At 67.7% G+C, this 22,927-nt stretch carries 16 protein-coding genes and 1 pseudogene; 6 read left to right on the forward strand and 11 right to left on the reverse strand.

Annotation, left to right across the window (positions count from 1 at the left end; genetic code table 11):
• Window positions 1–109 precede the first annotated feature (109 nt).
• The gene (locus tag BN2156_RS18855) at window positions 110–1,447 is read right to left on the reverse strand and encodes an acetyl-CoA C-acetyltransferase (protein WP_407661730.1); all 1,338 of its coding nucleotides are present in this window, start codon (window positions 1,445–1,447) and stop codon (window positions 110–112) included.
• 73 nt (window positions 1,448–1,520) lie between these two features.
• Here BN2156_RS18855 and BN2156_RS18860 point away from each other — a divergent pair, with 73 nt between their 5' ends.
• Together BN2156_RS18860 and BN2156_RS18865 are read left to right on the forward strand one after the other, a co-directional pair.
• Window positions 1,521–2,873 (forward strand): 3-oxoacyl-ACP reductase, encoded by a 1,353-nt coding sequence (locus tag BN2156_RS18860; protein ID WP_090516510.1) that lies wholly within the window; start codon window positions 1,521–1,523, stop codon window positions 2,871–2,873.
• Between the two features lie 13 nt (window positions 2,874–2,886).
• Window positions 2,887–3,705: a MaoC/PaaZ C-terminal domain-containing protein gene (locus BN2156_RS18865; protein WP_090517485.1), complete on the forward strand. Its 819-nt coding sequence runs from the start codon at window positions 2,887–2,889 to the stop codon at window positions 3,703–3,705.
• A gap of 67 nt (window positions 3,706–3,772) precedes the next feature.
• On the opposite strand, the gene BN2156_RS18870 is transcribed toward BN2156_RS18865, so the two are convergent.
• From BN2156_RS18870 to BN2156_RS18880, 3 genes are read right to left on the reverse strand one after another with little or no spacing between them, the layout of a single operon-like run.
• Window positions 3,773–7,135, reverse strand: a complete 3,363-nt coding sequence (locus BN2156_RS18870) for an ATP-binding protein (RefSeq protein ID WP_162490886.1) — start codon at window positions 7,133–7,135, stop codon at window positions 3,773–3,775.
• On the reverse strand, window positions 7,128–7,880 hold the full coding sequence (locus BN2156_RS18875) for a DUF4194 domain-containing protein (RefSeq protein WP_090516512.1): 753 nt from the start codon (window positions 7,878–7,880) through the stop codon (window positions 7,128–7,130). The genes BN2156_RS18870 and BN2156_RS18875 overlap by 8 nt, the downstream gene beginning before the upstream one ends.
• Window positions 7,877–9,343: a DUF3375 domain-containing protein gene (locus BN2156_RS18880; protein WP_090516513.1), complete on the reverse strand. Its 1,467-nt coding sequence runs from the start codon at window positions 9,341–9,343 to the stop codon at window positions 7,877–7,879. Before BN2156_RS18880 ends, BN2156_RS18875 begins: the two co-directional genes overlap by 4 nt.
• A 143-nt stretch (window positions 9,344–9,486) precedes the next feature.
• On the opposite strand from BN2156_RS18880, the gene BN2156_RS18885 reads away from it, so the two are divergent.
• Window positions 9,487–10,575 carry a methyltransferase gene (locus BN2156_RS18885; RefSeq protein ID WP_162490887.1) on the forward strand — a complete coding sequence of 363 codons (1,089 nt, stop codon included), beginning with the start codon at window positions 9,487–9,489 and terminating at the stop codon, window positions 10,573–10,575.
• Here the strand turns inward: BN2156_RS18885 and BN2156_RS18890 are convergent.
• From BN2156_RS18890 to BN2156_RS18905, 4 genes are all read right to left on the reverse strand, one after another.
• Window positions 10,572–10,979, reverse strand: coding sequence for a hypothetical protein (locus BN2156_RS18890; protein ID WP_235625407.1), 408 nt, complete (start codon window positions 10,977–10,979; stop codon window positions 10,572–10,574). The genes BN2156_RS18885 and BN2156_RS18890 overlap by 4 nt on opposite strands.
• A 98-nt stretch (window positions 10,980–11,077) precedes the next feature.
• The gene (locus BN2156_RS18895) at window positions 11,078–12,949 is read right to left on the reverse strand and encodes an alpha/beta hydrolase (RefSeq protein ID WP_090516515.1); all 1,872 of its coding nucleotides are present in this window, start codon (window positions 12,947–12,949) and stop codon (window positions 11,078–11,080) included.
• Window position 12,950: 1 nt separating this feature from the next.
• Entirely contained in the window at window positions 12,951–13,256 is a 306-nt protein-coding gene (locus BN2156_RS18900; RefSeq protein ID WP_090516516.1) for a type VII secretion target, read from the reverse strand.
• 38 nt (window positions 13,257–13,294) lie between these two features.
• Entirely contained in the window at window positions 13,295–13,966 is a 672-nt protein-coding gene (locus BN2156_RS18905; RefSeq protein ID WP_090516517.1) for a TetR/AcrR family transcriptional regulator, read from the reverse strand.
• 168 nt (window positions 13,967–14,134) lie between these two features.
• Between BN2156_RS18905 and BN2156_RS18910 the strand changes: the two genes are divergently transcribed.
• Complete coding sequence (locus BN2156_RS18910) at window positions 14,135–15,319, forward strand: amidohydrolase family protein (protein ID WP_090516518.1); 1,185 nt, start codon at window positions 14,135–14,137, stop codon at window positions 15,317–15,319.
• A 10-nt stretch (window positions 15,320–15,329) separates the two neighbouring features.
• Here the strand turns inward: BN2156_RS18910 and BN2156_RS18915 are convergent, their stop codons facing one another.
• On the reverse strand, window positions 15,330–16,466 hold the full coding sequence (locus BN2156_RS18915) for a glycoside hydrolase family 3 N-terminal domain-containing protein (RefSeq protein ID WP_090516519.1): 1,137 nt from the start codon (window positions 16,464–16,466) through the stop codon (window positions 15,330–15,332).
• 103 nt (window positions 16,467–16,569) lie between these two features.
• Here BN2156_RS18915 and BN2156_RS18920 point away from each other — a divergent pair, with 103 nt between their 5' ends.
• Window positions 16,570–16,743 carry a DUF2613 domain-containing protein gene (locus BN2156_RS18920; protein ID WP_003891682.1) on the forward strand — a complete coding sequence of 58 codons (174 nt, stop codon included), beginning with the start codon at window positions 16,570–16,572 and terminating at the stop codon, window positions 16,741–16,743.
• A gap of 1 nt (window position 16,744) precedes the next feature.
• A complete protein-coding gene (locus BN2156_RS18925) occupies window positions 16,745–20,980 on the forward strand; it encodes an alpha-(1->3)-arabinofuranosyltransferase domain-containing protein (protein ID WP_276020523.1) in 4,236 nt (1,411 codons plus the stop codon).
• A 278-nt stretch (window positions 20,981–21,258) separates the two neighbouring features.
• On the opposite strand, the gene BN2156_RS18930 is transcribed toward BN2156_RS18925, so the two are convergent.
• Window positions 21,259–22,200 carry a R2-like ligand-binding oxidase gene (locus tag BN2156_RS18930; RefSeq protein ID WP_090516520.1) on the reverse strand — a complete coding sequence of 314 codons (942 nt, stop codon included), beginning with the start codon at window positions 22,198–22,200 and terminating at the stop codon, window positions 21,259–21,261.
• 4 nt (window positions 22,201–22,204) lie between these two features.
• Window positions 22,205–22,895: pseudogene (locus BN2156_RS18935) on the reverse strand (TetR/AcrR family transcriptional regulator); the annotation flags it as partial.
• Between the last annotated feature and the right edge of the window lie 32 nt (window positions 22,896–22,927).

Here is a 22,927-nt window from a genome sequence, read left to right on the forward strand (position 1 = left end):
GGGTCAGACGGCAACACGGAGCTACCCGTGTATCGACCTCTATGCCGCCGCCGTTACACATCCCCAAAAGAAACTTTTCGGATGTTTTCGCGGCAGGCATTTGTAGAGGTCATGCCTCCAAGATGGCGGCGACACCCTGCCCACCGGCCGCACAGATCGAGATCAGGCCGCGCACCGGCTGACCCGTTACCTTCTTCTTGTGCGCCAGTTGCTTGGCCAGCTGCGCCACGATCCGGCCGCCGGTGGCCGCGAACGGATGGCCCGCGGCCAGGGAGGAACCGTTGACGTTGAGCTTGGCGCGGTCGATGGAGCCGAGCGCTTTGTCCAGGCCCAGGCGCTCTTTGCAGTACTCGTCGGATTCCCAGGCCGACAGGGTGGCCAGCACCACCGAGGCGAACGCCTCGTGGATCTCGTAGAAATCGAAATCCTGCAGGGTCAGCCCGTTGCGGGCCAGCAGCCTCGGCACTGCGTACGTCGGGGCCATCAGCAGGCCGTCGGGCCCGTTGACGTAATCGACGGCGGCGGTCTCCGAGTCGACGAAATAGGCCAGCGGCTCGTGGCCGTGCGCGGCAGCCCAGTCCTCGCTGGCCAGCAGCGCCACCGAGGCGCCGTCGGTCAGCGGGGTCGAGTTACCCGCGGTCATGGTCGCGTCGCCGGCCTTGACGCCGAACACCGGCTTGAGCTTGGCCAGCTTCTCCGGCGAGGAATCCGCGCGCAGATTGTTGTCGCGGTACAGGCCGAGGAACGGCGTCACCAGGTCGTCGAAGAAGCCGCTGTCATAGGCGGCGGCCATGTTGCGGTGGCTGGCGGCAGCCAGTTCGTCCTGGTCGACGCGCTTGACGCCCATCTTCTTGGCGGTGACGGCGGCGTGCTCGCCCATCGACATGCCGGTGCGGGGCTCGCTGTTCACCGGGATCTCCACACCGAGGGCGGCCGGCAGCTTGCCGACCAGCTTGAGCCGGTCCAGGTTGGACTTGGACCGCCGCAGGCCGAGCAGCACCTGCCGCAGGTCGTTGCCGAAGGCGATCGGCGCGTCCGAGGCGGTATCCACACCGCCCGCCGCCGCCGATTCGTACTGGCCCAGCGCGATCGCGTTGGCGGCCGCGGTGGCGGCCTGCAGACCGGTACCGCAGGCCTGCTGGATGTCGTACGCCGGCGTGTAAGGCGACAATGCGCTGCCCAGCACGCATTCACGCATGAGGTTGAAGTCGCGGCTGTGCTTGAGCACCGCCCCACCGATCACCGCGCCGAGGCGTTCACCGGCCAGATCGAAACGCTCGATCAGCCCGTCCAGGGCGGCGGTGAACATGTCCTGGTTGGAGGCGTTGGCATACGCGCCGTCGGACCGTGCGAACGGAATCCTGTTGCCACCCAATACGGCAACGCGGCGCCGGGTCGTGTTGTTGGCCATCTGTTTGCCCTCCACTGTCGGGTTGTCCGGGGCCATATTACCCACTGTTCTTACTCTGGAGTAAGTTCGGTGTTGACAACGCAGTACTGCGAAGCGAAAGGCAGCTGAAGTGGCTTCCGATCTGTTCTCCCAAGTGGTCAACTCCGGGCCGGGATCGTTCCTGGCCAAGCAGCTGGGCGTGCCGCAGCCCGAGACTCTGCGCCGCTATCGCCCCGGTCAGCCCCCGCTGGCCGGCTCCCTGCTGATCGGCGGTGAGGGCCGTGTCGTCGAGCCCCTGCGCGCCGCGCTGGCCGACGACTACGACGTCGTGTCCAACAACATCGGCGGCCGCTGGGCCGATTCGTTCGGTGGCGTGGTGCTCGATGCCACCAGCATCGCCGACGCCGCCGGGCTCAAGGAGCTCTACCAGTTCTTCACGCCGGTGCTGCGCAACCTCGCCTCGTGCGCCCGCGTGGTCGTCATCGGCACCACCCCGGACCAGGCCGGCAGCGTGCACGCCCAGATCGCGCAACGCGCCCTGGAGGGCTTCACCCGCTCACTCGGCAAGGAACTGCAGCGCGGCGCCACCGCGTCGCTGGTGTACCTGGCTGCCGACGCCAAGCCCGCTGTGACCGGCCTGGAGTCCACCCTTCGGTTCATCCTGTCGGCCAAGTCGGCCTACGTCGACGGGCAGGTGTACCGCGTGGGCGCCGCCGACTCGACCCCGCCGGCCGACTGGGACAAGCCGCTGGCCGGCAAGGTGGCCGTGGTGACCGGTGCGGCCCGCGGCATCGGCGCGACCATCGCCGAGGTGTTCGCGCGTGACGGCGCAACCGTGGTCGCGGTGGACGTTCCCCAGGCCGCCGAGGATCTGGGCAAGGTCGCCGAGAAGGTCGGCGGCAGTGCCCTGACGCTGGACGTCACCGCCGACGATGCCGTCGAGCAGATCGTCGCGCATGTCACCGCTCAGCACGGCGGCAAGGTCGATGTGCTGGTGAACAACGCCGGCATCACCCGCGACAAGCTGCTGGCCAACATGGACGAGAGCCGCTGGGACTCCGTGATCGCGGTGAACCTGCTTGCTCCGCAGCGCCTCACCGAGGGCCTGGTCGCCAGCGGCACGCTCGGCGAAGGCGGCCGGGTGATCGGACTGTCCTCGATGGCCGGCATCGCCGGTAACCGCGGGCAGACCAACTACGCCGCCACCAAGGCCGGCATGATCGGGCTGACCGAGGCCTTGGCACCGGTGCTCGCCGAGAAGGGCATCACGATCAACGCCGTGGCCCCCGGCTTCATCGAGACCAAGATGACCGACGCCATCCCGCTGGCCACCCGCGAGGTGGGCCGCCGGCTGAACTCGCTGTTCCAGGGCGGCAAGCCCGTGGACGTGGCCGAGTTGATCGCCTACTTCGCCAGCCCCGCATCGAATGCCGTCACCGGCAACACCATCCGGGTCTGCGGCCAGGCCATGCTGGGGGCGTGAGTACGTGAACAACATGCTGCGCGCCGTCGTCGGCGCCCTGCCGTTCATCCCGCGCGACGACACGCTGCCGGCTCGCACCGTCACGGTCGACAACCTACCCATCGACCCGGCCAACGTCGCGGCCTATGCACAGGTGACCGGGCTGCGATTCGGCGACACCCTGCCGCTGACCTACCCGTTCGCGCTGACCTTCCCGACGGTGATGTCGCTGGTCACCGGATTCGATTTTCCGTTCGCCGCAATGGGTTCGGTGCACATCGAAAACCACATCACCCAGTACCGGCCGATCAAGGTGACCGACGCCGTCAGCGCGGCCGTGCACGCGGAGAACCTGCGCGAGCACCGCAAGGGCCTGTTGGTGGACATCGTCACCGAGCTCAAGGTCGGCAACGATGTGGCGTGGCACCAGGTGACGACGTTCCTGCACCAGCAGAAGACCAGCCTGTCCGGTGAGCCCAAGCCCGAACCGCAGAAGCAGCCGAAGCTGCCGCCGCCCAACGCCGTTCTGAACATCACCGCGGGCCAGATCCGGAACTACGCGTCGATCGGCGGGGACCACAACCCCATCCACACCAATGGGGTCGCGGCCAAGCTGTTCGGCTTCCCGACCGTCATCGCGCACGGGATGTTCAGTGCCGCAGCCGTCCTGGCGAACATCGAAGGGCAGATCCCCGACGCGGTCAGGTACTCGGTGCGGTTCGCCAAGCCCGTGGTGCTGCCGGCCAAGGCCGGGCTCTACGTCGAGCGTGACGCCGACGGCTGGGAGCTGACCCTGCGGAACCTTTCGAAGGGCTACCCGCACCTGACCGCAACGGTCAGCCCGTTGCGCTGAGCCTCGAGTGTGCGTACAGATCGCACTTTCGCGCTAGATCGCGATCTGTACGCACGCTCGGCGAAACTCACGCGCTCGGGACGGCATCCCCGGAAGTCCGCCGCAGATCGGCGAATTCGGAGATCGATGCCGAGGTGACCGACGCGACCGGCCGGGCATTGGGTGCCGATGCATCAGACTTGGACACCATCACCACGTTGTCGATGTAGGGCTGGATCGTCGTGCTGTTCTGCACGGTCGACACGATCACCAACTGGAAACCGAACTTTCGGAACGCCGACAGCGCCTGCTGGGCGAACTGCGGGTCCGATTTGGAGAACGCCTCGTCGAGCATCAACTGGGCGAACAGCGGCCGGGTGTCATTGCTGTCCGGGCTGGCCAGGTTGAAGCTCAGCGCCCCGGCCAGACAGAACGCCATGAGCTTCTCCTGCTCACCACCGGAGTTGTCACCGGAGTTGCTGTAGGTCCGGATCACCTCACCGGTCTCGGCGTCGCGCTCCTCGCAATACAGCACGAACCGGTTACGCACATCCAGCGCGTCGCGGGTCCACTGCCGGTCCTCGGGTGTGTTGCCGGCCAACAACTTTCGCAGTTGCAGTATGTCGGTGTACTGCTCGAACATCGCGGTCTCATCACCGAAGCTCACCAGTGACACCCGCGCCGAGATGCGCTGCGCCTTCTCGTTCAGCTCGTCGACCGCCGCCAGGTGCCGGGTACCTGCGTGCAGGGTCAGCCGGGTGCCGCGGTTGAACTCCACCGCGCCCAGCCCGGTGTTAACCCGGGCGATCTGCTCGGTGATCCGCCGCGCCTCGTTGTCGGCGATCATGTGCAGGTTCAGGATCGCGCCCGGGGCCTGTTCGGTGATCAGGCGCTGCATGCGCTCGTAGGCGTCGGGCAGTTCCCGCTCGTCGATACGACGGCACAGCGCCACGTAGTCGTGCACCCGCTCGTCGAACACATCGCTGTCGTTCGGGATCGCGTCGGGGAACGAGCTGTCGTAGGCGGACATGATGCCGGCCAACTCGTCATGCGAGCGGTTGCGGTCCGCCCGCAGCCGGTCCCGCTCCCGGCTGATGACGCGGATCAGTTCGTTTCGGTAGGGCTCGGGTTCGAGCAACTCAAGGCTCAAGGCGATGTCGGCGGCATAGCCGTCGATCGTGTCGCGGGCATGCGACGGGAATTCGCCGGACCCGATCCGTTCGGTGAGGAGCTCACTGAGCTCAAGCAGCGCGGTGCGCCTGCGATCCAGCGTGGTCTCACGTTCGTTGAGCGAGCCGATCTGCTGGATGACCTTCTCGACGCGCTCCCAGCACTCGTCGGCCCGTTGTTGCAGCCGTTCGGCATCGGGATTGTCGGACACCAGCAGGTCGTGTTCGTCCTGCAGCCGCTCGAGCATCTCGTCGACCGAATCGGTGTCGATGTCGCTCCACTGCATGTACTGGTCGCACAGTGCCCGGCACGCCCGTTCCCGGGATTGCAGCTGGCCGCGGTGCTCGTCGAGCCGCTCGCGGGCGGTGCGCGCCACCTGGTACACATCCTGTGCAGCGGTCAGATCATCCTGCAGCGCTTCGACTTTGGCCGCGGTGCCACCGAGGAAGATGTAGTCCGAGGGCCGCAGCCGCGACCGGTCGTCCTTGATCGAGAGCCGGCCGCTGTCCTTGCGCAGACCCTGGTCGGTGACCGCACGGGACTGCTCGGTGAACTCCCCCGGCCCGTCCACACACACGTAGTCACCGACGCTTGCGATCACGTTGAGCGCCTCCACGGCACTGTCGTGTGTCGGGTCGGCGAGCTGCAGCTTGGTGGCCAGCGTGTTCGGGGGCGGCGTACGCAACTGCGAGCCGTGCTGGACGTGCTGCAACTGGATCCGCCCGCGCATGTCGTTCTCGTTGACGAAGCGCAGCGCCCGCTCCATGTAGGCATCGGGAACCAGCAGGCGTAATCCGGCCCCGCGCAACACCTTCTCGACGGCCAGCCGCCACCGCGACTCGTCCGGCTTCAGCTCCATCAGCTCGGCCACGTAGACCAGATCGCGCTCGGAGATGTCGAGCGCCCGGGCGATACGCGCCCGCATCTCGTACTCGGTCCGAGGCAGCGGCGAGCCCAGCCGCTGCACCCGCTCCAGCTCGGCCTCCACGCTCTCCCGCGCCTCACGAGCCCGGACTTCCTTGGCCGACGCCTCGACGTAAGGCTGGTTGCCGGTGAACAGTTCGCGGTGCAGCCGGTCGGCTTCCTCCATCAAAGTCTCACGCAGCGACCAGAACTCCTCGCCGTTGTCCGGCGGGGTCAGTCCAAGCGAGGTGACCTTGTCCTCGTAGGTGCTGCGCCGACGCGAGACTTCCTCGCTGATCCGCTCGGCCTCGGTCAGCCGTTGTTGCAGCGGCACCAGATCCACGGTGACGGTGTTGATCTGGGCCATCAGCGAGTTGTGCTCGTTCTTGAGCTGACGCTGCTGGGTACCGAACTCGTCGCGCTGGGCGCCGAGCTGGGTGATCTGATCGTCGAGATTGGCGATCTCCGGGCCGGCCTGGGCCAGGCGCAGGTGGTCGACGTAATCGCGGATCATGGCGTTGTCGATGGTGTCGATCACCCCGAACTTGGCCGCCTCGTCGGCGTAACGCGCCTGGACCGCGGCGATGTTGCCGAGCGTGTTGCGCTTGCGCCGGGCCACATCGAGCAGGCCGCGAGCCTCGACCAGCGGGTTTATCTGCTCCAGGGCCTCTTCCACCCCGCTGAGGCTGGCCGGCTCGTCGAGCATGAACTCCCGGACGAACTGCTCAAGACCGCCAACGCTTTTCAGCGACTTGGCCTTTCCGAGCAGCTGCTGTGCGGCCTCGGAGGCCCGGATGCCGATGCTGGAGTACAGCTGGGCCAGGTACTGGCTCTCGCTGCGGCCACCGGTCCAGCCGTCGTCGCGGAACACCGCGGCGTCATAGCCGTTGGACGCCCAGCGGTTGCACAAACCGAAGATGTCGCGGTCGTCGTCGATCAGGTAGTAGCGGCTGCCCGGATCCGAGGTCTTCTCTGCGGCCAGCCATTTGAGCACCAATCCGGTGACCGAACGCCCGGTGCGGTCGCTGTAGGTGACCGCGACGGCCGACCAGGCCGGACCCGTCCCGCGCAGGTACATGATCTGGCGGCTGGTGCCCTCGCGCCGCTCTCCCCAGGCGCCGCGGACGTACTTGTCGACGGTGCGCTTACCGGTGCCCGATCCCGCGGCGGTGGTATCGCCGGAGGCATTGAAGTTGCGGCGGTGCGACGGCAGGAAGGCCAGCGAAATCGCGTCCAGCAGCGAGGATTTGCCGCTCCCCGACGATCCCGTGATCAGTGTGCCGTGCTGGCTGAACGGGATCGAGTGATACCCGTCGAACACGCCCCAGTTGATGACCTGCAGACGCGACAGCGAGAACTGGTTGGTCGGTTCAGCCATGAGCATCCACTTCGTCGGAGAGCCGTTCGGACAGGTCGTCGATGTCGTCGTCCCCGGTGCCGGTGGCGGCCCGCTTCAACTGCTCGAACTGCTGCTGCAGTTCGGTGATCATCGAGGCCGTCATGATCGCGTTGACCACCGGGCTGATCGTGAAACTGTCCTCGTCTTCCCGGTTGCGGGAGAGCATCTCGATGTCGGTGAGCCGCTCGATCGCGTTGTCGATGCGCTTGTCGAACGAGGCGGTGTCCCGGTCGGTGTCGTTGTTCACCCCGGCGAACAGCTCGTGGATCTCGTCACGGCTGATCAGGACGTTCTCGTCGCGCGACGCGGCGCGCATGAGCTTGGCCAGGTGCAGGGCCAGGATCGAATCGTAGGTGTTGAGCGTTTCGCGGCGCAGCAGCCGGCGCCGCCACTGCGACTCGTAGTCGGCCTGCTCGACATAGGCGATGTCGTGATCGTCCGAGATGCACAGCCGCATATCGAGTTCCGACAGCCGAACGGTGAGCTCGCTACGGTACCGGGTGACCCATGACCACAGCTCCGAGTGGTTGTCCTTGCTGACGTAGCGACGCGACAACAGATGCTGCAATGCCCAGCAGGCGCGGTCGGGCAACTCACTGACGTCCCCGTCGAAGCGGGGCGCGCGGCGCTGATCGGTGGACCGTTCGACGGCGTCGATGCTCGGCAGGGCATCGAAATCGATCGTCGTATCCGGGACCGAAGAGGTGTCCGGGGTGTCGGTCATAGCATGCTCTCACTCGCAGTAGGGATCGGCTCGGTGAAAATCAGTCGGGGAATCTCGATTTCGCGGTCGGCGCCCTCCAGGGACCGGAACCGTACCCGAACGGATTCAGCACCGTCGGCGGCCGGTTGCTTGAGCGCCCAAGACCACAGCACGATCACGTGGCCCAGGTATGCCGAGTCCAGCATGCCGATCGCGTCGGGCAGCGACAACGGGCCGGCCGCCACCGCGCCGTTGACCAGGTCGGCCAACTCGGCGGCGTCCACCTGAGAGGCCAGGGCCGAGAACGCAGACAGGTTCACCTCGCCCTCTGCCGACTCGGCCTGCGACGGCGGAATGGCGTCACGGATCTTGAAGGCTACGGCGCCAATCGAATTGAAGTCGGTGCGCACCAGCGGGACCTCGATGCCGATCCGGCTGTCGGCGAGCGAGATGCTGAGCAGTTCGTGCGCACTGGCCAGTGCGTCGTTGAGCTGACGGGTGACACCACGGCTGTGTTCCAGCGTGCCGGACGCGACGAAGCGCTTGATCCGGCGGGCGCAGCGCTGCCGGGTCCGGCCCACCTCGGCCGTCTGCGCCGACACCAGGCTGAAGAATCCTGTCATCACCTCACGCAGGCCCGGGTCGAGGTGCGGGAGCTCGCGGGTCACCGCCTCGATGTCGGCCACCAGGGCAGCGCGCTGCTCGGGATCCTGAATCATCCGGGTAAAGGCGGTGTAGGAGGCGCTCTCACGGGACGCGAACAGCGACTCATAGTCGTCGAACAGCTGGCGCTGACGTTCCCGGTAGCCGAGATCGGTGTCGGCCGAGGTGTCCAGCAACCGGGTGGTGATGCGGTTGAGCATGCTTCCGTACTGCCCGATGTCGGAGACGATCTGCTCCATCTGCAAGGCGATGGCGCGGGCCTCGTCTTCGACGTCGATCAGGTCGGGTTCGGGCCGCTGCCCCTGGTCCAGCGCATCCAATTCGTCACGCAGCTTGGCGATCTCGGCCTCGATGTCGGCGCGGATACGATCCGGATCGTTGCTGACCTGTCCGGCCACCCGCCGCAACCCGGCGGCGATACCGGTGATCGAGCCGCCGGTGGCGATGGTGTCCTCGCGGCGCATCCGGCGGGCGAAATCCAGCACGGCGCGCGCCTCGTACGTGAGGTAGCAGACGTTCCGCTCGGTGTCGCCGGACTGCTCGGTGATCCGGTGCAGCCAGCCCTGGCTGGCCCAGTACTTGATCAGGGCCAGACCCGACTGCTCGGTCTCGGAGCCGAGCTCGGCCAGGTCACGTTCGAGCCGGACCACCAGCTCGATCTCGGTGAGCTTGGCGCCCCGGTCGAGGTGGCGTTCCATCAACGTGAGGTAGGTGGCCAGGTTGTTCGTCACCAGCAGCCGCGCCGACCGGGAATCGGCTACCTCGCGGTTGAGCTGGTACAGCTGGTCCAGCGACGAGCCACCGGTGCCTGCGTCAGGCATTACCGGGCTCTTCGGTCGCGATGAACATTCGCACCACTCTAGGCGGCTGACGCGACAGGTTCCGACTCCAGTTCCGTTTGCTGTTGGGTATCAGACCGGCGATAGTGACCGACACCTCGGCCCACCTGCCCTAGAGTCATCCGGTGACTCCCGCCAAGGTGCCGCCCGCCGGATTGGTTCGTGCGGTCGAACGCGTCCGCCATCATCTGCGTCGCCTGCATCAGCGCGCCGTCCCGCCGCCCGCGGCCATGCTGGAGATGATCCTGGGCGCCTGGGTCGCGCAGGGCATCACCGCCGCCGCACAACTCGGGGTGGCCGACGCACTGTCCGGCGGCCCGCTGCGCGCCGAGGAGCTGGCGCGCCGGGTCGAGGCCAACCCAGACGCCCTGGACCGGCTGATGCGCGCCCTGGTCAGCGAGGGCGTCTTCCGTCGCACCCGGGACGGTCGTTACGCACTCAACGCGCTGGGCGACACGCTGCGTAAAGACGCACCGGTCTCGATCGCGGGGATGGCGAAGTTCGTCGGCTCGCCGCAACATCGCGAGCACTGGAGCCACCTCACCGACGCGGTCCGCACCGGTGAGGCGATCATCCCGAAGCTGCGCGGCAAAGGCGCGTTCGACTACATGGGCTCCGAGCCGGAGCTGGGCGCGATCTTCAACGACGCCATGACCAGCATCTCCGAGCTGGCGATCGCCCCCGTGGTGGCCGCCTACGACTTCACCCGGTTCGGGACCATCGCCGATGTCGGCGGCGGCCACGGCCGGCTGCTGGCCGCGGTACTGACCGCGACGCCGACGGCCCGCGGGGTGCTCTACGACCTGCCACAGGTGGTCGACGGAGCACCGGCGATGTTGGACAAGTACGAAGTGACAGATCGCGTGCAAGTGGTTCCCGGGTCGTTCTTCGACAGTGTCCCCGCGGGCGCCGACGCCTACCTGCTGAAGAACATCATTCACGACTGGCCCGACGAAGAGGCGCTGGTCATCCTGCGCAACATCCGGGCGGCGGCCGCGCCGGGCACCACCCTGTTGCTGGTCGAGGGAGTGATCCCCGACCACGACCGCGAGTTCCTCGGCAAGTGGACCGACATGGAGATGCTGATCGGCATAGCCGCGCGAGAACGCAGCGCCGACGACTACCGAAAGCTGTACGAGCAGGCCGGTTTCCGGCTCACCCGCGTGGTGGAGACGGCGTCCCCGTTCAGCCTCGTGGAGGGTGTGGCCCTCTAATCCTCTTCCGCGCAGGGGGAGGTCGCGGACACATTGAGCCGGAAGACGCCGGCCGCCGTGGTTTCGGTCTTGACCGAGACGACGTACCCGCGGCTGTCCTCGTAAGCCTTGTTGTTCGGCGGTTCCGGCTCGGGCCGCGTCCACGGAACGGGCTTGAACCCCTGGCCGAGCAGCGTGTCGATGCGGGTGAGGGCCGCCGCGACGAGTTCGGGCGCCGGGTTGTCGATCACCGCCTTCCGGAACACCCGCCAGGGCGGACCGTCCGGCATCATCCCGGCGTTCGTGCGGCAGCCGTGCAGGGCCGCTTGGGCCGGATCCGGATCGACCGGCTTGTCGGCGACCATGGATACGTAGCCCGCGACCGCCCGGGCGGCCTCGGTGACGGTCAACGAAGTGGATTGCATCGCTGCCTCATTCTCGGTGTCGGGACGATCATCGTGGGAGAACCCGCAGGAGCTGGTGAATATCAGCAGCGTTGCCGCGAATACCGTTGTGAAAACTCTCATTTGACCTGTATCCGTGGACCGCTACCGGGATTGTCCGTCACTCGCGGATTGTCCCATGGATTTTGCCGCCGTTCGTAGGATCCGTCGTCATCCCAGGGGAATTCGGGGATCTTGGGTGCGGCGCCGGCCCGCGCCTGGTCACTGGCTTCGGCCTGGAAATTCCCGTCATCGCCGACATCGATGTCGACGTAGTTGGTCTCGATCCCGCGCTCCACATAGCCGGTGGCCTCGCCGCCGCTGATGACCGCGGCCATATTGTGGAACGCGTCTGAATCGGGGTCGTTCCAGTACTCCCCGTGCGCCTCCTGACCCACGATCACCTCCCCGTGGTGCCCGCCCTCACGCCCGTAGTAGCCGGTGTCCAGGCGCGTGACCCCGGGAATCTTGTCGGGATCGGTCGCCGAGGGCAGGCCACCCAGCGGGTTGCCGAGCTGCCCTTCGACGGTCTGCGGAACCCATGACGGCAAGTCGAACCCTCCGTTGTCGACGACGTCGCGCGGCAGGGACTGCACCAGCGAGATCGGATCCCCCGGTGCGGTCATCGAGTAGCGCTGCACATTCGGGTTCGGGTTGGTGTACTCCCCAGGAAGGATGCCGGTACCCGCCGACGAGGCGTGCAGGATGCGGTCGGCGCGCAATCCCATCTGTTCGGCCGTCCCGACGATGGCGCCGCCGTAGGAATGGCCGATGTAGGTGACCGGTGTGCCCGGGGCGCCCGCACCCACCGCGCGGTCGATCTCGTGACCGAAGGACACCAGCTTGGGGGCCATCGACGCGGCGTAGGACGGGTCGGAGGCCTTCCCGAGATCCTGTGGGAAATCGTCACCCATATAGAGAAACACCGGCGATCCGGATTGGTCCGCCAATTCGACCGCCGCCTTGTGGTTGGAGGCGCTGCCGTTCAGGTTGGTGCTCGTGCCGGGGACCACCACCCCGACGCCCTTGATGCCGGGCTTGATCTCGCCGATCATCTCGATCATCCGCCCGTTGCCCTCGGTGGAGAACCCGACGAACTTGCGTGGCACCATCTGTCCACTGCCCGGGGGGAATTCGATCGGGGTGAGCATGGCCTGCAGCTGCTTGACCCGGGCATCGTCAGGTGGCTGCTTGCTCAGCTCCGCGTCGAGCGCGTTGCGGATGTTGATGTTGTTGGCTTCGATCCTGGTGTCGAACGGCACACCGTCGGTATTGCCCATCACCTGAGGGTCGGCGAGCACCATGTCGTGCAGGGTTTCCGGGCTGAGGCCGGCCAGGAACGCCGCGCGCTCGTCCGGGGTCATCCCGGCCAGCCGGTCGACCAAGGCCTTGGGGCTGTTCGGATCCGGTGCCTGTTTGGGATCCGGCGTGCTCAGTGCCGCCGCGGCGTCACGGACCTGCTGACCGACCTTGTTGTCGGTGGTTTCGAACTGCGCCAGTTGGGCTTTCAGTTGTGCCGACGCTTTCGCCGCCAGGGCCTGCAGCAGCATCCGGTTCACCGGACTCAACCTGGAGAAGATGTCGAGAGCGCTGCCGGGACGGATCGACACGGTTCCGTCGTCGGCGACCTGCCATCCCTGACCGCGTAGCTGCTCGACGGAGCTCAGGATGGCCGAGCGTTGCTGCACCAACTCGGCGCCACCGGCCTGTAACGCGGACTGCAGTTTGGTCAGACTCTCGTGGAGTCGTTGCATGCGCTCCAATGACGCTGTGGCGCTGGCGATCGCAGCGTCCGACGATGTGCCGGTCCAACTGGCCCGAAGCTTGTCGATGATCGCCCGCTGCTGATCCATCTGAGCTGACAACGTGGCCGCACGGGCGCCGATGTCGGCACCGCTCGACACCAAAGCCTCAGGATTGGAACTTTCCACCTGAGAGATCGATACCGGCATGTCAGCCCGCTGGTTTGGCCGAGTTCAGCCGGTGCGCGTATTCGTCATCGGTGCGCTGGTAGGCGCTGGCGGCGTCGGTCAGTTTTCCGGCATGGGCGCCGACCTCGCTGCTGACGGCCTGAACCGCGCCGTCGACGACCGACGACACCTGGCCACAAGCCGCCCCGCTCTGCAGGCCCGGCATGGCGGAGGCCGCTGTACCGAGCACTTCCCCCACGCCGAGGCCGGCAATCGCCTGACTGACGGCAGTTTCGCCCGCGGCGGCCGCCCGCAGTCCTGCCGGAGTGACCTTCAGTTCAGACCCCATAGTGGGAGCGTAATGCCACTTTCATGGGGTCTCGGACACTAATTTTTTTGCGCCGACGGTGCGCCCAGATCGCTGATTTCGGCCGGACCGTGATCTGAGTGCACGCTCGGAGCACCCTCCGAAGGGGTGCCCTTGAGGCCGCGCCAGAACAGGTTGATCATCAACTCAGCGGCTTCGTTGACGTCGGCATCGCCCGTGCTGACCCGGCTGGCGATCGCCTCACCGGCACCCACCAGGGCGACCGCCATCATCTCGAAGTCACTGTCGGGCTGAGGATTTCGCGTGCCGGTGCTGAGCAACCGGGCCACCAGGTCGATGATCCGGTCGCGGCCCTCACGGACGGTGTGTGCAAACGCCTGCGAGCTGGTGGCCTGCGTGTAGAGCACCATCCACGAGGCCCGGTTGGCATCGATGTAGGTCAGGAACGCGAGCACGGCACTGCGCAGCAGGTCCTTGGGGCTCTGGGTGAAGTCGATCTCGCCGCGCACCACATCCACGAATCGGGTCAGCTCGCGGTCCAGGCAGGCACCGAACAGCTCCTCCTTGGAGCCGTAGTAGAGGTACAGCATCGGCTTGGAGATCTCGGCCTCCGCGGCGATCGCGTCCATCGACGTCTCGTGGTAGCCGTTGACCGAGAAAATCTGCACCGCAGCGTCGAGCATCTGCTGTTCCCGCACGGCCCGCGGCAGCCGCTTCGTTCCACCTGCCATCCGAACAGGATAAGCGTCCGGTTGACGGTCAGGGCAGCGGCTCAGTACGCCGGTGCACCCGATGGGCCAGATCAGCCGCAGTGCGCTGGTGGCGGTGGTGTACTACGTCGGAGGCAATGTCGTAGGAGATCACCCCGCCGCAGGGGGGTCGAAGGAGGTCGGACGGCTATGCCCGATGGGGACATCACCGGCCCGACGATCGACGTGTTCGACGGGATACGCGATGCGGTACCCGCGGCCCTCGCCGAGCATCTGCGCACCGTCCGGCTGATCGATCATCACGTGCACGGCGCGTTCCACAAGCCCGTCGACCGGGCCGCCTTCGAGGCGTCGCTCAACGAGGGGTCCACCGACCCGATACCGGACTTCATGACGCAGTTCGACTCGCCGCTCGGCCTGTCGATCCGGCGTTGGTGCGCACCAGTTCTAGGGCTACCCGCCCGCGCGGACACCGAGGACTACTGGAAGCGCCGCAGCGAGCTCAGCCCTGACGAGTTGGCGGCACTGATGCTGCCGGCGGCCGGAGTCGACCGCTGGATCGTCGACACCGGATTCCAGGGTGACCTCATCACCACACCGCAACGACTCACCGAACTCAGCGGCCGCCCGTCCTCCGAGATCCTGCGGCTGGAGCGGCTGGCCCAGACCCTCCTGGAGTCCGGCACCAGCCCCGAGGACTTCCCCGCGGCGTTCCGGGCCACCCTGTCGGATGCCGTGGATTCACCGGAAACAGTGGGCACCAAGACAATTGCCGCCTACCGCACGTCGTTCGACATCGACTGGTCGCGTCCGGACGACCAGCGGGTGATCGAGGCCGCCCGGGAGCTGGCGGCCCGGGATTCACAGCGGGTGGACAGCCCGGTGCTGATCGCGTTCGGGGTGCACGAGGCCGCCGACCACGGGCTGCCCATCCAGGTCCACGTCGGGTTCGGCGACCGCGACCTGGATCTGCACCGCACCGACCCGATGTTGTTGCTGCCCTTGTTGCGCACCATGGCACCGGTCGGAGTGCTGCTGCTGCACTGCTATCCGTTCCACCGCCAGGCCGGTTATCTGGCGCAGGCATTCGATCACGTGAATTTCGATGTGGGCCTGGCCATCAACCATCTCGGGGCGCGATCGGGCGCCGTGGTGGCCGAGGCTCTGGAGACCGCGCCCTTCGCCAAACAGCTCTATTCCTCGGATGCCTTCGGGCCACCCGAATTGCACCTGCTGGGTTCGGTGTTGTGGCGCCGCACCATGGGTTTGGCCCTGGGCGAATGGGTCCGCACCGGGGACTGCAGCGAGTCCGACGCGATCCGGATCGTCGACATGATCGGCGTGCACAACGCCACTCGGGTCTACGCCCTGTGAACCATGACCGCTAGCAGTGCACCCCGCCCTTGGCGTCGACGTTGCGCTGCACCGCGGCATCCACGGCCGCCTGGTTGAGCTGGCCATCGGCCAGCGCCTTCTCCAGCCCGTCGAGCACCGCGGGAACCTCGTCGGTGGTGATCCACAGCGCGTTGTCGGCCCCGGCCTGCAGCGCCAGCAGCACCGCGCTGGCCACGCCGTACCGCTGGTTGATCGCGGCCATGCTCGACAGGTCGTCGGTGTACACCAGGCCGTTGAAGCCCGGGCCGCCGTAGTTGCCCGAGCGCAGCAGCTGGTAGGCGGCGGCGCTGAGGCTGGCCGGGTCGGAGCCGGTCAGGCCCGGGACCTGCAGATGGCCGATCATGACCGCGACCGGCGCGGCAGTGGTCAGGGTCCGGTACGGCACGAGGTCGTTGTTCTGTAGATCAGCCAGCGGCGGGGTGGTCACCGAGCCGGTGTGAGAGTCACCCGAACCGTGGCCATGCCCGGGGAAATGCTTGAGCACGGGAAGCACCCCCGCATCGCGCAGTCCGCGGGCGTAGGCACCGGCGTAGTCGGTGACCTTCACCGGGTCGTCGCCGAAGGACCGGTCGCCGATGACGGTGTCGTCGGCGTCGGTGGTGACGTCGACGACGGGCGCGAAGTCGACGGTGATCCCGAGGTTGCGCATCTTCTGCCCGCGATCCAGCGCGATGCCGTACACCTCGTCGACGGACTTGGTCTGTGCCAGCACGCGCGCCGACGGCTGCTCACCGATCAACGAGGACAACCGCGACACCCGGCCGCCTTCCTCGTCCACGGTGACCGCGAGCGGCAGGGGGCCGGCGGCCGAGATATCGGGCAACGAACCGTCGGTGAGCATCGACAGATCGGTCCAGCTGCCGATCATGATGCCGCCGACGTGCTGTTCGGACACCACAGCACGGGCGTCGGCCGCGTCTTTGACCCCGACCGTCAGCAGCTGGGCGAGCTTGTCCCGCGGCGAAAGGGCGGCCACATCACAGACCGGCGCTGCCGGCAGCGGCGCGTTGGTGGACATCGGCTTCGTGTCCTGCGATTGGGACTCCGGTGCCGGGGTGCTCGGGGAGCAGGCCAGCAACAGCCCGGACAACGCTGCGAAAGTTGCGACGAGACGCGGTGAAGCCATGGGCCCCGACCTTAGCCGCTGAACAAGCGGTAATCGATTCTCCGCGTGTCGACCCAGGTCCACCTCGCACGGATCGGGGGTGTCGCCATGCTAGGTTGGCCGGGTGAACCGGTTCGTCGTACCCTCCGCGGCCAGCATTGTCGTCGGCCTGCTGTTGGGAGCGGCCGCCGTTTTCGGTGTGACGTTGATGGTGCAGCAGGACACGAAGCCTCCGCTGCAAGCGGGCGACCCGGCGTCATCGGTGCTCAACCGGGTCGAGTACGGCGACCGGTCCTAGCTTGGATGTGCCGCTGACGCGGCGGGCACCTGACTCGCCGCTGTCGCGGCGCTGGCTGTGGGTGGTCGCCGCCGCGACACTTCTCCTGACTTTCGTCCAGTCGCCCGGAGAGATCTCACCCGATACCAAGCTCGACCTCACCGCGAATCCGCTGCGGTTCCTGGCGCGCGCATTCAATCTGTGGAACAGCGACCTGCCGTTCGGGCAGGCGCAGAACCAGGCCTACGGCTATCTCTTCCCGCACGGCACCTTCTTCCTGGCCGGTGACCTGCTCGGCATTCCGGGCTGGGTGACCCAGCGATTGTGGTGGGCACTGCTGCTGACCGTCGGCTTCTGGGGCGTGCTACGGGTCGCCGAAGCCCTGGGTATCGGCAGCACCAGTTCACGTGTGCTCGGTGCGCTCGCGTTCACGCTGTCACCGCGGGCGCTGACCACCCTCGGCGCGATCTCGTCGGAGACGCTACCGATGATGCTGGCGCCGTGGGTGCTGCTGCCGATCATCCGGGTGTTCCGCGGCGACCGGAATGTGCGGCTCATGGCCGCCCGGTCGGCGGGCGCGGTGGCGCTGATGGGTGCGGTCAACGCCGTCGCCACCCTCACCGGCTGCCTGGTCGCGATCATCTGGTGGGCCTGCCACCGGCCGAACCGGTTGTGGTGGCGATTCACCGCGTGGTGGGTGCTGTGCGGGGCGCTGGCCGTCACCTGGTGGGTGGTGGCCCTGTTCATGCTGGGCCGGATCAGCCCACCGTTCCTGGACTTCATCGAATCCTCGGGTGTCACCACCCAGTGGATGTCGCTGACCGAGATGCTGCGCGGCACCCACACCTGGACCCCGTTCGTGGCGTCAACGGCGACCGCGGCCGCCTCGCTCGTGACGAGCACGGTGGCGGTGCTGGCCACCACACTGGTGGCCGCCGCCGGGCTGGCCGGGCTGGCGCTGCGCTCGATGCCGGCACGGGGCCGGCTGATCACCATGCTGTTGATCGGTGTGGTGCTGCTGGCGCTGGGCTATTCCGGGGGTCTGGGGTCTCCGGTGGGAGCGGCCGTCCAGGACTTCCTGGACGGCACCGGCACGCCGCTGCGCAACCTGGCCAAGCTCGATCCGGTGTTGCGCCTCCCACTGGCGCTGGGCCTGGCGCATCTTCTGGGGCGGATTCCGTTGCCGGGCAGTGCGCCCCGGGCGGTGTGGGTGCATGCCTTCTCCCGGCCCGAACGCGACAAGCGCGTCGCGGTGGCGATCGTGGTGCTCGCCGCGCTGGCGGCCGGAACGTCGATCGCCTGGACGGGCCGCGTCGCCCCGGCCGGAACGTTCACCGCGATCCCGCAGTACTGGCACGACACCGCGGACTGGCTGGATGCGCACAACACCGAGCGGGGCCGGGTCCTCGTCGCCCCGGGCGCCCCGTTCGCCACCCAGACATGGGGCAACAGCCACGACGAACCACTGCAGGTGCTCGGGTCCAGCCCGTGGGGTGTGCGGGATTCCATCCCGCTGACCCCACCTGAGACGATCCGCGCCCTCGATTCCGTGCAGCGGTTGTTCGCCGCCGGACGGCCGTCCGCCGGCCTGGCCGATACCCTTGCCCGGCAAGGTATTTCCTACGTCGTGGTGCGCAACGACCTGGATCCGGACGTGTCCCGGTCGGCCCGCCCGGTACTGGTGCACCGTGCTGTCGAAGGCTCACCCGGATTGGCCAAGGTCGCCGAGTTCGGCGAGGCGGTGGGACCTGGGACGCTGGAAGGCTTCGTCGCCGACAGCGGCCTGCGGCCGCGCTATCCGGCGGTCGAGATCTACCGGGTCGACACGGGCGGCACCAACCCGGCCGCGCCTTATCTCGTCGACGCCGACACGATGACCCGGGTGGCCGGCGCGCCCGAGGCGCTGCTGCGCCTGGACGAGCGGCGCCGCCTCGACGGCAAGCCCCCGCTGGGGCCGATGCTGCTCACCGCCGACGCCGAGCGGGCCGGGCTGCCGGTAGAACCGGACGGATCCGCCGGTGTGATCGTCACCGACACCCCGACGGCGCGGGAGGTCGACTACGGCCGCGTCGACGATCACGCCTCGGCGATCCGCACCCCCGACGATGCCCGCCACACCCACAACCGGGTGCCCGACTATCCGTCCGACGGCGCCGCACCGGTCTACGGCAAGTGGAACGGCGGACGGGTCTCGGTGTCCAGTTCAGCGGCCGACTCGACCGCGCTGCCCAACGTGGCACCGGCCACCGGGCCCGCCGCCGCCATCGACAGCGACGGCTCGACCTCGTGGGTGTCCAACGCCCTGCAGGCTGCCGTCGGCCAATGGCTCCAGGTCGATTTCGATCACCCGGTCACCAATGCCACGCTGACCATCACCCCCAGCGCGACCGCCGTCGGCGCCCAGGTGCGCCGCATCGAGGTGGCCACCGCGACCGGCACCAGCAGCCTGCGGTTCGACACCGCGGGACAACAGCTGACCGTGCCGCTGCCGGTCGGCGAGACACCTTGGGTGCGGGTCACCGCGGTCGCCACCGACGACGGTTCTGCCGGTGTGCAATTCGGTATCACGGATCTTTCCGTGACCCAGTACGACGCATCGGGCTTCGCCCACCCCATCAACCTGCGGCACACCGTCGAGGTCCCCGCCCCGCCCGCGGGTTCTGCTGTCGCGCAATGGGATCTGGGTACCGAGCTGCTGGGCCGCTCGGGATGTGCCGACAGTCCGGTCGGGGTGCGGTGCGCAGCGGCGCTGGCGCTGGCCTCCGAGGAGCCGGTCAACCTGAGTCGCACGCTGTCGGTGCCGGCTGCCACCGCTGTCGAACCGACGGTGTGGATCCGGTCGCGGCAAGGCCCCAAGCTGGCCGATCTGGTCGCCCAACCGGGGACCACACGCGCCTCCGGTGACGCCGACCCGATCGACGTCCTCGGGTCGTCGTACGCCGCCACCGACGGCGACCCGCGGACTTCCTGGACCGCGCCGCAACGCGTTGTTCAGTTCAAGGCACCGCCCACGCTGACGCTGAAACTGCCCGCACCGACGGAAGTAGGTGCCCTGCGGATCGATCCGGGCGCCAACCAGCCACCCGCACACCCGACGCTGGTGGCGATCGACCTCGGCGACGGGCCGCAGATGCACAAGCTTCCCGGCAACGGTGACGTCCAGACGGCGAAGCTCAAACCGCGGGTGACGGACACCATCACCGTGTCGCTGCTCGCGTGGAACGACATCATCGACCGCACCTCGCTGGGCTTCGATCAGCTCAAGCCGCCCGGATTGGCCGAACTGACCGCACTCGATGTCCGCGGCAAGCCCATTGCGGCGGCCGACTCGGCCGCCAATCGCAAACGGACAGTGACACTTCCGTGCGGTCAGGGTCCGATCATCGGTGTGGCCGGGCAATTCGTCCAGACCTCGGTGCGCACCACGGTGGGAGCCCTGCTCGACGGCGATCCGATCCCGGCCCACCCCTGCCGGACCGGACCGATCGCACTGCCTGCGGGTCAACAGGAACTCCTCGTCAGCCCCGGGGCGGCGTTCGTCGTCGACGGCGTGGTGCTGAACACCCCGTCGGCCGGCCGGCTACGCACGGCGACAACGACTCCCGTCGACACCCCGGTGTGGACACCGGACCGGCGTCAGGTCCAGGTGACCGCCGCCCCCACCACGCGGCTGCTGGTGGTGCCCGAAAGTGTCAACCCGGGCTGGATCGCGCGCGACGCCGGCGGTGTCGAGTTGACCTCGGTGAAGATCAACGGCTGGCAGCAGGGCTGGGTGGTCCCGGCCGGCGCAACGGGGCCGGTGACGCTGGGCTTCCCCTCGAACCGTCCGTACCGCATCGGGTTGATCGCCGGACTCGCGCTGCTGCCGGTGCTGGCCCTGCTGGCGCTGTGGCCGGCCCGGCGCCGCACTCCGGATCTCGAGCCGGTGCAGCCGTGGCGGCCGGCCCCGGTGCTCACCGGCATCGCAGTGCTCGCGGTGGGGACGGCCATCTCCGGCCTGCCGGGGCTACTGGTGGCCGGTGGCGCGCTCGGGCTGCGCTATCTGCTGCGCGGTCACGACCGGCTGCGCGAGAGGGTGACCGTGACGGTCGCCGCGGGCGGTCTCATCCTGGCCGGCGCCGCGCTGAGCCAGTACCCGTGGCGGTCGGTCGACGGCTATGTCGGGCACTCCCCCTGGGTCCAGCTGCTGGCGCTGCTGTCGGTCGCCTTCGTCGCGGCATCCACGGTCACGCCTCAGCGAACTTCGAACCCGGGCTGAACAGGGCTTGCACCGAACCATCCGGCCGAGCTGTTGACAACACGGGTATCCGGTACTTACGGTACCGGCACGCGTGGCGCAGTCCCGGACATCGCTTTGCTGCGTGGGGGATCGCAGGTTGTGGACCAGGATTGCGCCCGACTGGATGCAGTAACTACGCAGTCAGTTGACGGCTTGCCGGCGGGCTTAGCTGTGTTCGCGTGGCTGCGCACAAAGCAGTGCGCAGGGCGGGCGGTGTCGGCGGCTGAGGGGTTCGCCGACACCGCACTGCCCGGGAATCAGGCCGTGGCCGCCAGGGCCTTCGCGTCCTCGTCGGCGAACGTGTCCTCCAGTGTCAGCGGCGAGTAGTCGAGGTCGATCTCCTCCAGCGGCCGCCCCCGGGCGCTGCTGATGGTGCCGAAGCGCCGCATGCCCTTGTCGGCCGAGTACTGCATGAACTCGTCCTGCACCAGGCCGAACGGGATGTCCGGTGCGTAGAGGGCGAAGCCCTCCTCGGTGAGCCGCAGCGCCAGTGGGATGAGGTCGTTCATCCGGCCTTCGAACACCGCCCAGTTGGCGTCATCGGCGGCCACGTGACGGCGGCAGGTGAAGGTGCCCCACGCCATGTGGCGACGTTCGTCGTCCCCGATCCGCCGGACCAGCTCCTGCATCCCGGGCAGGATCCCCCGGTCGACGCAAATCTTGTGCCACGCATAGTATCCCGTGAGCGCCAGCATGCCTTCGACGATGTGGTTGTAGGTCACCGACGCCCGGACCTGGGCGGCCGGTGTGGGATCGGTGTACAACGCGTCGAGGGACTCGGGCAGCTCCTCGTTGAACACCTGCCGGTAGGCCGGGAGATCATCGAAGTAGTTGTGCAGGTCGTCGGTGATCCCGACGGCGTCCAGCCACATCCGGAACACCTGCGTGTGTTTGGCTTCCTCGAAGGCGAACTGGGTCAGGTACATCTCGTCGCCCAGTCGACCCTCTGCGCGCATCGCGCTCATGAACGGCTGGATGTCCGTGGTGACGGCTTCCTCACCCGCGATGAACTGGGCACACAGCCGGGTGGCGTACTCACGTTCCCGATCCGTCAGCGCCTCCCAGTCCGCACGGTCGCGGGAGAAGTCGATATCGGCCGGATTCCAGAACTTCGCGTTTCCACCCGCGAACAAGCGCAACGGCACACCGTCCCAATTGAGACCGCCCTTGGCCAGCGAACCGAACTTTGTGTGCGACATGGGAATTGACCTCCTCAGATCTGACGCGCTGGTTGGTTGGCCGCCGGGAGACCGGGTACCGCAAATGCGGCGCTCAATACCCCGACGAGTCTGCGCACGGCCAGTGCCGGCTGTTCCGGGGTCGGCTCGTCCAGACCGAGAACCGGGTCCATCCCGCGTACATAGGGCGCCAGAGCCAGGTGCGGGAAGATCATCAACAGCAGCGACAACAACGCGTCGGTGTCGGCGTCCGCCCGCAGATCGCCCCGGACCTGCGCATCGCGCACGAGGGGGCGGAGCACCTCCAGATAGTGACGGTGGATGACGTTCCGAACGCTGACCCGGGCGTCGGTGTCCACCTCGAAGCTCGCCGCGGCATGCAACGACCGGTCCTGCGGATGGTCGGCGAAGTAGGCCACCCAATCGTCGAGCAGATCGGTGAGGAACTCGAAGAACGGGCGGCTCGGATCGAGCGCGCGGATGCGGTCCTCCATGTACACCCGCACACGCTGGCTGCCGATGTCGGCGATGAAGGCAAACAGATCGCGCTTGTCCGCGAAGTACTGGAACAGGCTGCCCTTGGCCACTCCGGCGCGCCGCGCGATGACGTTCAAGCTGCCGCGGGAAAACCCGTGCGCGCCGAACTCCGCCTCCGCGGCTTCGATCACCGCCGCACGCCGCGCCGGATCGACCCGGCCCCAAGTCACCGTTGGCATGAGCCCTCCCGGGGAGTGAATGACCACTGGTC

Source organism: Mycolicibacterium neworleansense (assembly GCF_001245615.1).
Lineage (GTDB): Bacteria > Actinomycetota > Actinomycetes > Mycobacteriales > Mycobacteriaceae > Mycobacterium > Mycobacterium neworleansense.

Bases quoted from the DNA above. Each gene is read 5' to 3' on its own strand.
- BN2156_RS18870 (WP_162490886.1), bottom strand. From the start codon at position 7,135: ATGGCTGAACCGACCAACCAGTTCTCGCTGTCGCGTCTGCAGGTCATC.
- BN2156_RS18910 (WP_090516518.1), top strand. From the start codon at position 14,135: ATGCCCGATGGGGACATCACCGGCCCGACGATCGACGTGTTCGACGGG.
- BN2156_RS18900 (WP_090516516.1), bottom strand. From the start codon at position 13,256: ATGGGGTCTGAACTGAAGGTCACTCCGGCAGGACTGCGGGCGGCCGCC.
- BN2156_RS18930 (WP_090516520.1), bottom strand. From the start codon at position 22,200: ATGTCGCACACAAAGTTCGGTTCGCTGGCCAAGGGCGGTCTCAATTGG.
- BN2156_RS18865 (WP_090517485.1), top strand. From the start codon at position 2,887: ATGCTGCGCGCCGTCGTCGGCGCCCTGCCGTTCATCCCGCGCGACGAC.
- BN2156_RS18880 (WP_090516513.1), bottom strand. From the start codon at position 9,343: ATGCCTGACGCAGGCACCGGTGGCTCGTCGCTGGACCAGCTGTACCAG.
- BN2156_RS18905 (WP_090516517.1), bottom strand. From the start codon at position 13,966: ATGGCAGGTGGAACGAAGCGGCTGCCGCGGGCCGTGCGGGAACAGCAG.
- BN2156_RS18895 (WP_090516515.1), bottom strand. From the start codon at position 12,949: ATGCCGGTATCGATCTCTCAGGTGGAAAGTTCCAATCCTGAGGCTTTG.
- BN2156_RS18875 (WP_090516512.1), bottom strand. From the start codon at position 7,880: ATGACCGACACCCCGGACACCTCTTCGGTCCCGGATACGACGATCGAT.
- BN2156_RS18890 (WP_235625407.1), bottom strand. From the start codon at position 10,979: ATGCAATCCACTTCGTTGACCGTCACCGAGGCCGCCCGGGCGGTCGCG.
- BN2156_RS18915 (WP_090516519.1), bottom strand. From the start codon at position 16,466: ATGGCTTCACCGCGTCTCGTCGCAACTTTCGCAGCGTTGTCCGGGCTG.
- BN2156_RS18855 (WP_407661730.1), bottom strand. From the start codon at position 1,447: ATGGCCCCGGACAACCCGACAGTGGAGGGCAAACAGATGGCCAACAAC.